This window comes from Terrisporobacter muris (genome assembly GCF_024621905.1).
GTDB classification, from domain to species: domain Bacteria; phylum Bacillota; class Clostridia; order Peptostreptococcales; family Peptostreptococcaceae; genus Terrisporobacter; species Terrisporobacter muris.
Map to the genome: position 1 here is coordinate 1 of NZ_JANKBY010000115.1, position 10318 is coordinate 10318.

Sequence of the window (10318 nt, forward strand, 5' to 3'; positions counted from 1 at the left end):
ACAGAATCACTTATTCTAGACGAAGAGAGTTGGAAAGCTCCGCTATAAAGTGTAAAAGCCACGTAATCAAAACAAGAAGACTTCAGATATGATCCAGAGTACCACGGGACACGTGAAACCCTGTGGGGTATAATATTAATTAAGAATATTTTTAAATAAAATAGATAAAATACTTAAATAGGAGGTAAAATTATGCAAAAAGATTTTATACAAGTAAAAGATCTTTACAGAGATAAAGAACAATACATAGACAAAGATGTAAAAGTGGCTGGGTGGATAAGAACATCTAGAATTTCAAAAAACTTTGGATTTATAGAACTAAATGATGGTTCATTCTTCAAAAACATGCAAGTTGTATTAGATGATAAATTAGAAAACTTTAAGAATATAGGAAAGTTACCAATAAGCTCTTCAATATTAGTAGAAGGTAAATTAGTAGCTACAGAAGGGGCTAAACAACCAGTTGAGATACATGCTACTAAAGTTGTAGTAGAAGGTGAGTCTGATAACTCATATCCTCTACAAAAGAAAAGACATACAGTAGAATATCTAAGAACAATAGCTCACTTAAGACCAAGAAGTAATATGTTCTCAGCAGTATTCAGAGTAAGAAGTGTGGCAGCTTATGCTGTACATAAATTCTTCCAAGAAAGAAACTTTGTATACTCACATTCACCAATAATCACAGGAAGTGACTGTGAAGGTGCAGGAGAAATGTTTAGAATAACTACTCTTGATTTAGATAATGTTCCAAAAACTGAAGAAGGCAAAATAGATTATTCTGAAGATTTCTTTGGAAAAGAAGCTAACTTAACAGTTTCAGGACAATTAAATGCTGAGATAATGGCTCTTGCTTTTAGAAATGTTTACACATTTGGACCAACTTTCAGAGCAGAAAACTCTTATACAGGTAGACATGCTTCTGAGTTCTGGATGATAGAACCAGAAATAGCATTTGCTGATTTAGAAGATAACATGGAACTTGCTGAGGATATGGTTAAATACATAATCAACTATGTATTAGAACATTGCCCAGAAGAAATGGAATTTTTCAATGCATTCGTAGATAAAGGATTATTAGAAAGATTAAACAATATAGTAAGCTCTGATTTCGTAAGAATAACTTATACTAAAGCAGTAGAATTATTACTTGAATCAGGACAAAAATTCGAATATCCGGTAGAGTGGGGAATAGATTTACAAACTGAGCACGAAAGATATATAACTGAACAAATATTTAATGCTCCAGTATTTGTAACTGACTATCCAAAAGATATAAAAGCATTCTACATGAGATTAAATGAAGATGGAAAAACAGTTAGAGCTATGGATTTATTAGTTCCAGGTGTTGGAGAAATCATCGGAGGTTCTCAAAGAGAAGAAAGAGAAGATGTATTATTAGAAAGAATAGAAGAATTTGGATTAAATAAAGAAGATTACTGGTGGTACTTAGAACTTAGAAAATTCGGTACTGCAACTCATTCAGGATTTGGTCTAGGATTTGAAAGAATGATAATGTACTTAACAGGTGTATCAAACATAAGAGACGTTATACCATTCCCAAGAACTCCTAAAAATTGTGAATTCTAATATTAAACAAATAAAATAAAGGTGACTTATTACAATTTAATTGTAATAAGTCACCTTTTTGTATATATATTAATAAAGCCTTTTTTAGGAGGTGGTTAATATGGAAAAAATATGCTTAACTATTAATGATAATAAAAGTAGAAGCATAGCTTTTCAAGTTACAGAGGAAGAAAAAGAAATAGATATTCATATTTATACAAATTTTAAAGAAGGTATTAAAGTTTGTGTAATAAATCCTTCTAATAAAAGAACAAAATTTATATCAAAGAATAAAAAAGAAATTAAAAACATAGTAGAAGATATAAAAATAAAGGGAGAGTATTTTGATTTTAATGAAATTGCATCACGGATAAAAATTAGAATAAAGATAACTAGCAAAAAAGATAAGAAGAATAGTATAAATCCAGGTATCTGGAAAATACTATTTGTTCCTTTGGAAAAGGTCAATGGAAATATAAATGCATATATTAATTACTCAAATTCTTTATTAGAGCTAAAAGACATAATGAAAATGAATAGGTATGACCCTAGGCTTAATAATATTGGAACTGGATTCGTAGTCTTATACAAATATGGATTTGAAGAAGATCTAAAAAAAGTAGCTCCTACTTACAATTTCTTTAAAATTAGCGACAGAATAGGTATAGTCTTTGGAGATGTAGACTTTGAAGATAAAAATTCAGTAGATATTTTGATGAAGGTACTATCTATACCAACTGCAGAAAGAACTATAGAAATTGTAAGACCAAACTCTTTATCAATTATTTCTCATGAAATTTCCAAGGGTGTAAATGCAAATGAAGATATAGGAGTTAATTTTTTCAAAGATAATCCAAATCTTACCTTAAGCGGAAAAGGTGTTTTAATTGGAGTAATTGATACGGGAATTGATTATTTACATCCAGATTTTATCTATGATGATAATACTACAAAAATAGCATACTTGTGGGATCAAAGTAAAGAAGGGAATGCACCAGATGGATTTTATATTGGTACTGAATATGATAGAGATGAAATAAATAAAGCTATTAAAAATAAAGACAATTCTTTATCTAGTGATGATGTTGGTAGTGGAACTATGTTAGCTGGAATTATGGCAGGTATGGGAAAGATAAATAAAAATTATGTTGGTGTTGCTGAAGATGCGGAACTAATAGTAGTAAAAATGGGGACAATAGATGGACACTATAATAATGCTATGTTAAATGCAGGATACGATTATATATATAAAAAAGCAAAGAAATTACAAAAACCTGTTGTTGTTAATTTAGGATTTGGAAGTAATAGTTTTGTTGGAGCATCAAATAGGAATTTGACGGAGCTAACATATTTCATGAAAGAGGTATGCTTAGTAAATGCAGCAGGTAATGAAGGAAATACGAATACTCATAATAGCGGAAATATACTATTTAAAGGTGATGTAAAAGATATAGAACTAGAGGTTGATGATAATGAAGAAAATATAATAATTGAAGTTTGGATTAATAAACCAGATACAGTAAAAGCAGAGATAATATCTCCAACTGGTGAACCGAGTAAAGCATTGGATGTATCATACTTTAATACAATAGTTGGTAAATTTGATTTTGAATCAACATTTTATTCTATCGCATATATATTTCCAACATTTTTTTCTGGTCAACAACGAATAATTATCAATCTAAGTAATGTAAAAAAGGGAACTTGGAAAATAAGGTTAACAGGTGAATATATAACAAATGGAATATATAATGCTTATTTGCAAAATAGAGTATTATTAAAATCTGGTACTAAATTTACAGATACAAGTCCAAGTACAACTATAAACTTTCCCGCAACATATAAAGATAATATAACTGTAGGAGCTTATGATACTATTAATAATACATTGTGGCCATCATCATCTAGAGGGTATACTCTAAGCAATATTTTAAAACCGGATATAGTAGCACCTGGAGTAAATATAATAGCACCATATCCAGGTGGTGGATATGCAACTATAACAGGTAGCGCACCAGCAGCAGCTTACACATCAGGATGTATAGCACTTTTATTACAATACAATATAGTAGATGAGAATTATCCTAGACTAGCATATGTACAAAAATTGAGAACATTTATTAGAGGAGGTGCAACAAGGTTTAATAATATATCATATCCAAATCAAAGTACAGGATATGGTATTTTAAATATAAAAGGTACCTTCAATCAATTAAGGTAGGTGAATTTGCATGAGTAAATCTTATACTATTTTATATCAGGGAGATATAAAAACTGCATTAACTAAACATGATATACTTGATTTTATGGTATTAAATGAAAAACTGGCAGTAATTTATGTAGAGGATAGCTTTGATGAAGTAAAAATATCAAAAATACCGGAAATATGTAGTTGGGAGAAGGAGGAAGTAATGAGCTCTCTAATTGACATAACAAATCAATTAAGCTTTGGTATAAGTGCATCATATGCTTCTGGAGTAAATTATGTTAATAAAAATCCATATATCAATGCCAGTGGTAAGAATGTATTGATTGGCATAATAGATTCTGGAATAGATTATTTACATCCCGATTTTATCAATAATGATAATACCACTAAAATTGTGTCAATATGGGATCAAGGTAGCGATAAGAAAAATTCACCCCAAGGTACTATTTTTGGAAGTGAATTTACTAGAGAAGATATAAACAAAGCTATAAAAGATAATGATAGTACTCTAACAACTGATGAAATAGGAACTGGAACTATAGCTGCAGGAATATGTGCTGGAAGAGGGAAATTAAATTCTGAATATTTAGGAGTAGCTGTTGATAGTGAACTAGTGGTTGTAAAACTTAGACAATATGAAGGAAAATTCAAAAAAGGTGTAATACATTATATTAATACGGATTTTTTAGCTGCTATTAAATATGTACTAGACATTTCTAAAAGAGAACAAAAGTATACTATTATTAATTTAACAGTAGGAGGTAGATCTTCATCAGCACTCATAGCTACTTACTTAGATACTTTCACTTACTTAAGTAGTTCAGGAATAGTACTTGTATCAGGAGCAGGAAATGAAGGAAACACAGATATTCATTATCAAGGTTTTTTTAATGATCATAATTATCAAGATGTAAAAATACAAGTGGGTGAACAAAATTATTTAAGAATATGTGTATCTTCAGTTGGACCAGATAAAATAGGAGGATTAATTATTTCTCCATCTGGAGAGTTAAGTTTTAGGGTGGATTATTCTCCTGATAACTATATATATTATGGCAAATTTAATTTGGAAAATACAACTTATGAAATGAATTTAATTTATCCGTGGATTCTTTCTGGGAATCAAGAATTAATAATTAATCTTGATAATATTAAACCAGGTATATGGACTGTAAGGTTATATCCAGAGTTTATTATAAATGGAGAGTATGATATTTATTTACCTAATAAAAACTTAATGTCAAAAGATACTAGGTTTATTGATCCAAATTCATTTTCAACGATTACTATGTATGGAAGTGGAGAAAATGTAATTACTGTAGGTACTTATGATAACAAGACAAATAGTATTTGGGTAGGATCATCAAAAGGACCTATGAAAGGAATAGGTATAAAACCAGATATAGTTGCGCCTGGAGTTGATATAATATCAGCATTTATAAATAAATCTTATACAACATCTACAGGAACAGGAGTAAGTAGCTCCATTGTTTCTGGAGTATTAGCTGTAATAATGGAATATATAGGAAGTCAGGGTTCTTATCCAGGAAAAACATTATATACTCAGTTACTAAAAACATATTTAATGATGGGAGCTGATAAAAAAGCTATCTACACTTATCCAAATGAGTCAGGAGGTTATGGAGACTTAAATTTGGAGAATACTATAAAAGCAATTGCAAATAATTTATAAATTGTAATAATTTGACTATATCTACTGAAAGAATTATATTTAATATAGAATAAAAGATGAGGAGTGACACAGTAAGTATGATAGAAAGTGGATTGGTAGTTGAAGGCGGTGGAATGAGGGGGATTTATACAGCAGGTGTATTAGACTTTTTTATGGAAAAAAATATTTATTTTGATGATTGCTATGGTGTATCAGCTGGGGCATGTCATCTATCAAGCTATTTATCAAAACAAATAGGAAGATCTTTAAAAGTAACCTTAGATTATATTAATGATAAAAGATATTGTAGTATCAATAGTTTAATAAAAACTGGTGATATGTTTGGTGTAGAAATGCTTTATAATCGTATACCAAATGAATTAGTTTTGTATGATTATGAAACTTTTAATAAATTTAAGGGCAACTTTTATTCTGTTGTTACTAACTGTAAAACAGGAAAAGCCGAATATATGAAAATACAGGATATGAAAGAAGATATAGTGACTGTAAGAGCATCTAGCTCATTACCTTTGCTTTCTAGAATTGTAGAAATAAATGGAGAAGAATATTTAGATGGAGGAATTAGTGACTCCATACCAGTAAAAAAATCTATAGAAGATGGACACCGTAAAAATGTAGTTATATTAACTAGAGATAAAACTTATAGAAAATCTAAAGCAAGCTTCTTAAATATATTTAAAATAAAATATAAAAAGTATCCCAACTTGATAAAAGCCATTGAAGATAGGTACAAAATGTACAATGATACCATAGATTTTATTGAAGAAAAAAGAAAAAGTGGTGAAGTATTTGTAATACAGCCTAAAGAACCCGTTAATATTAGTAGAGTTGAAAAGGATAAGACAAAACTAAAGGCTCTTTATGACGAAGGTTATAATGATGCCAAAGAATGTTATGAAGATTTAATTAAATTTATAAATGAAAAATAAAAAGCACTTACTTAGTGCTTTTTATTTTTGTCACTCTATAGTTTTCCAAATTAATTTATTGTTTACAAACTGTATTTGAATTTTTTTATCGTCATGTAAATATGATAAGAAAGAACGTACAGTGATACCTATTAAAACATATTGGTTAAAGTCCATTTTTAGATTATAAAATGAAAAAACTCTTTGTAAGAGTTCTTCAAAAAATAAGCAATCTTTACAAAATTCACAAATTTTATAACCGATTTCTTTTATCTTATTAATATTTATATCTGCTAAATAAGTAATATCCTCACAAGGATCAGCATGAGATGGAATAAACAGTTTACTGTTAATCTTTTTTACTTTGTCTAAAGTATTTAAATATTCTTTAACATCATAAATAAAAGATAGATGATACTTATTTATTATATTTTCTCTAAACAAACAATCAGCAATAAAATATATATCATTGTCAGTTTTAATTCCAATCATTTGAAAAAAATGACCTGGAAGACTTATATATTCTAATCCATCTGGAAGATTATTATCCACATCACTAGTGATATTACTTGGAGTTGCCATTAAAAATTTATTTCGAAGTTCCATTTTTTGTAAAAAGTTATTATCACCAATATGATTTTCACTGGAGCGAGTATTTATTATAAGTTTGAGATTCTATTCATTTTTATTTAAAATTTTATTTATTTTTTTCCTGCATCTTTGTCGTTGCCACTATCAATTAAGCGCACATTCTTATTATTCATTTTATAAATTCCAATTTTATCAGGACAATTTATATAGCAGGTGTTATTACCTGATTTAACTAATTCATACATATTATCATTTCCTATTATTTTACAAGTATATACAAAGATTGTATAGAAAATTCATTATTGCAACAATATAAGTTAAGATATGTACTTTTATAAATATTAAATAATAAATTAAATGTATTAATCAAAGATTTGAAAGAAATGAAAAAGGTAGCAATAGCATATTCAGGAGGAGTAGATAGTAATTTTTTATTAAAAGTTGCAAAAGACACTCTAGAAGAAAATGTTGTAGCTATAACTATTAGTGCCATGATGCATTCAAGCAGAGAAATTGAAGAAGCTCAAAATTATGCAAAAGAATATGATGTTAATCATATTCTATGTAATATTGATAATTTATATTTGCAGGAGTTTATAGAAAATGGACCTCTTAGATGTTATCATTGTAAGAAATTTATATTTAGTAAAATAAAAGAAATAGCAAGTGAACATAATATTAAATATATACTTGATGGAACTAATTTAAGTGACTTAGATGATTATAGGCCTGGACTAAAGGTTTTAGAAGAACTGAATATTGTAAGTCCCCTAAAAAATGCTGGATTAACAAAAGATGATATCAGAATATTATCAAAAGAATTAAATATTTCTACATATAAAAAACCTTCTTTTTCTTGTTTAGCCACTAGAATACCAGTAGGCGATAAAATAACTAAAGAAAAACTTAGAATGATTGAAGAAGGAGAAAATTTCTTACAAGATAATAATTTCAGTCAGTACAGGGTAAGAGTTCATGATAACATGGCAAGAATAGAAGTGGACAAAAAAGAAATTTGTAAGTTTTATGATGATGAAATGATAAATAAAATAAATCTAAAATTTAAAGAAATAGGTTTTAAATACGTTACTTTAGACTTAAATGGTTACAAAATGGGAAGTATGAACTAATAACAGGAGGAACAAATGAAAAAAGAATATACTTTAGTAGCACCATGTTTTTTTGGTGTGGAAAAAATGTTAAGTAGAGAAATACAAAACTTAGGATTTGAAATAATTAAAACGGAAGATGGAAGGGTTACATATAAAACTGATGAAACAGGTATAGCAAAATCAAATATTTACTTAAGATGCGCTGAAAGAGTTCATCTTAAGGTGGCAGAATTTGAAGCTAGAAGTTTTGACGAGTTATTTGAAGGAACAAAGAGAATAAACTGGGCAAAATATATACCTTTTGGGGCGCAGTTTCCAATATCAAAGGCATCTTCAATAAAATCAAAATTATATTCAACTCCCGATATACAATCTATAGTTAAAAAAGCTGTAGTTGAAAGTTTAAAGAAAAGCTACTTAGAAACAGGATTATTAAAAGAAGATAAAGAAAAATACCCTATATATGTATTTATACATAAAGACAAGGTAACTTTAACAATAGATACATCTGGAACTGCTCTTCACAAAAGAGGATATAGAGAAAGAGCTAACAAAGCACCAATTAGAGAAACTTTAGCTGCAGCCATAATGGAACTTGTTCCTTGGAGACCAGGAAGAACCTTAGTTGATCCAATGTGTGGTTCTGGAACACTTTTAATAGAAGCAGCTATGAAGGGAATAAATATGGCTCCAGGAATTAACAGAGAATTTATTTCTGAGTCTTGGAGAACTATGGACAAAAAAATCTGGTGGGATGTAAGAAGAGAAGCTTATGCAAAGGTAGACGAAGATATAGAGTTTAAAATTTACGGATATGATATAGATGAAGAAGCATTAGAAATAGCTAGAGAAAATGCAGAGATAGCAGGTGTGGCAGATTATATAGAATTTAAATATGGTGATGCCACTGAGTTTTCTAGTGACGAAGAGTATGGATTTATAGTAACAAACCCTCCTTATGGAGAAAGGTTAGAAGATACGGATACAGTTAAAATGCTCTATAAACAACTGGGATATACATTTAGAAAACTTAAAAACTGGTCATATTATCTTATAACTTCGTATGAAGATTTTGAAAATGAATTTGGTGGAGAAGCAAGCAGAAGAAGAAAGTTATATAATGGTATGTTAAAAAGTAATTTATATCAATATATAGGACCAAGGCCACCTAAAAATAATAAATAATTTATAAAAAGTAAATATATTCCCTTAAACTGAATATATATTATATAAGTAGGTTTAAGGGGGTGTAAATTTGTTTAAAACAAAAAATAACCTGAGAAGAAATGCAAAACACAAAGAACATAAAAATACTAAAAAAACTTCTTCATATGTAGAAGATTACAATGAAGTAATATTAAATGATTTAGTAGATGATAATAAATCTAATAGTGAAGAGCATGTACAAGAAGAAACAATAAGAAAGAGAAAGAAAAAGAAAACAATTAATTTTAATTTAGGAACTAAGAAAAAATCTACTTCTGATGAGGATAAAAATCAAAAAAGAAAAACTTCAAATAAAAAACATAAAAGTGAAAATGATGAGCCAAAAGAAATTATAGAGGTGGAACGTAAAAAAGATACACCAGAAGTTGAAGCCCAACCTAAGGATAATAAATCAAAAAAATCGAAAAAATCAGCAAAAACTAAGAAGAGTGAAAAAGGATCAAAAAAAGCATCAAAAAAGAAATCTCAAAATTCACCAAGTGAAGAAAGTACAAAAAAATCAAGTAAGAAGACATCAAAAAAAGAAAGTAAACCTACTAAGGAAGATAAGAGCAAAAAAACATCTAATAAGAAATCAAGAAAAGAAGATGAATTAAAAACTAAATCCGTAGAAGATGTAGAGCTTGAAGAAGTGGAAGATGTAAGTGAAGAAGAAGATATTGTAGAAGGTAGCGTTTTTAGAAATATAGAAGCTGAGGAAGAATTTATTGATGAAAATCATCAAGTAGAAGCTGAGGAAGAAAATTTAAGCGAACATAAATTTGACGATATAATTTGGTCAGATGATAAGTTTCCCAAAAATTAAATAAAAAGACTATAAAAGCTAAATCTTAAAGATATATTTTTATATGATTCCCAACTTTGTGACTTGAGCAATAGAGTTGACTTAAGCGGCAGCGAAGGCATCTCGTTGGCGATATGAGCGAAGCGAATTTTTATTATATATCTTTGGATTTAGCTTTATATTTTTTTGAGATAAATACATGATAATAATAAGAAATCTTAAGAA

The 10318-nt window shown here is 28.6% G+C and carries 8 protein-coding genes; 7 read left to right on the forward strand and 1 reads right to left on the reverse strand.

The window, feature by feature from the left end:
* Positions 1 to 192 precede the first annotated feature (192 nt).
* The 4 genes from asnS (at position 193) to NSA58_RS10295 (ending at position 6400) form a co-directional block, all read left to right on the forward strand.
* The gene (gene asnS, locus NSA58_RS10280) at positions 193 to 1590 is read left to right on the forward strand and encodes an asparagine--tRNA ligase (protein ID WP_039678290.1); all 1398 of its coding nucleotides are present in this window, start codon (positions 193 to 195) and stop codon (positions 1588 to 1590) included.
* A gap of 100 nt (positions 1591 to 1690) precedes the next feature.
* On the forward strand, positions 1691 to 3790 hold the full coding sequence (locus NSA58_RS10285; RefSeq protein ID WP_052232835.1) for a S8 family peptidase: 2100 nt from the start codon (positions 1691 to 1693) through the stop codon (positions 3788 to 3790).
* Between the two features lie 10 nt (positions 3791 to 3800).
* On the forward strand, positions 3801 to 5471 hold the full coding sequence (cspC, locus tag NSA58_RS10290) for a bile acid germinant receptor pseudoprotease CspC (protein WP_074078855.1): 1671 nt from the start codon (positions 3801 to 3803) through the stop codon (positions 5469 to 5471).
* A gap of 77 nt (positions 5472 to 5548) precedes the next feature.
* Positions 5549 to 6400 (forward strand): patatin-like phospholipase family protein, encoded by an 852-nt coding sequence (locus NSA58_RS10295; protein WP_039678291.1) that lies wholly within the window; start codon positions 5549 to 5551, stop codon positions 6398 to 6400.
* A gap of 30 nt (positions 6401 to 6430) precedes the next feature.
* Here NSA58_RS10295 and NSA58_RS10300 read toward each other — a convergent pair whose 3' ends face one another.
* On the reverse strand, positions 6431 to 6961 hold the full coding sequence (locus tag NSA58_RS10300) for an MBL fold metallo-hydrolase (RefSeq protein WP_330652559.1): 531 nt from the start codon (positions 6959 to 6961) through the stop codon (positions 6431 to 6433).
* A 347-nt stretch (positions 6962 to 7308) separates the two neighbouring features.
* Here NSA58_RS10300 and larE point away from each other — a divergent pair, with 347 nt between their 5' ends.
* The 3 genes from larE to NSA58_RS10315 all read left to right on the forward strand — a co-directional run bounded on the left by larE (position 7309) and on the right by NSA58_RS10315 (position 10114).
* Positions 7309 to 8100, forward strand: coding sequence for an ATP-dependent sacrificial sulfur transferase LarE (gene larE / locus NSA58_RS10305; RefSeq protein ID WP_257560432.1), 792 nt, complete (start codon positions 7309 to 7311; stop codon positions 8098 to 8100).
* 15 nt (positions 8101 to 8115) lie between these two features.
* Complete coding sequence (locus tag NSA58_RS10310; RefSeq protein ID WP_039681464.1) at positions 8116 to 9267, forward strand: THUMP domain-containing class I SAM-dependent RNA methyltransferase; 1152 nt, start codon at positions 8116 to 8118, stop codon at positions 9265 to 9267.
* Between the two features lie 70 nt (positions 9268 to 9337).
* Positions 9338 to 10114 carry a hypothetical protein gene (locus tag NSA58_RS10315; RefSeq protein ID WP_074429848.1) on the forward strand — a complete coding sequence of 259 codons (777 nt, stop codon included), beginning with the start codon at positions 9338 to 9340 and terminating at the stop codon, positions 10112 to 10114.
* Positions 10115 to 10318: the final 204 nt, after the last annotated feature.

Coding starts and splice junctions, on each gene's coding strand:
- cspC (WP_074078855.1), top strand. CDS start 3,801: ATGAGTAAATCTTATACTATTTTATATCAGGGAGATATAAAAACTGCA.
- NSA58_RS10285 (WP_052232835.1), top strand. CDS start 1,691: ATGGAAAAAATATGCTTAACTATTAATGATAATAAAAGTAGAAGCATA.
- NSA58_RS10300 (WP_330652559.1), bottom strand. CDS start 6,961: ATGGCAACTCCAAGTAATATCACTAGTGATGTGGATAATAATCTTCCA.
- NSA58_RS10310 (WP_039681464.1), top strand. CDS start 8,116: ATGAAAAAAGAATATACTTTAGTAGCACCATGTTTTTTTGGTGTGGAA.
- asnS (WP_039678290.1), top strand. CDS start 193: ATGCAAAAAGATTTTATACAAGTAAAAGATCTTTACAGAGATAAAGAA.
- NSA58_RS10295 (WP_039678291.1), top strand. CDS start 5,549: ATGATAGAAAGTGGATTGGTAGTTGAAGGCGGTGGAATGAGGGGGATT.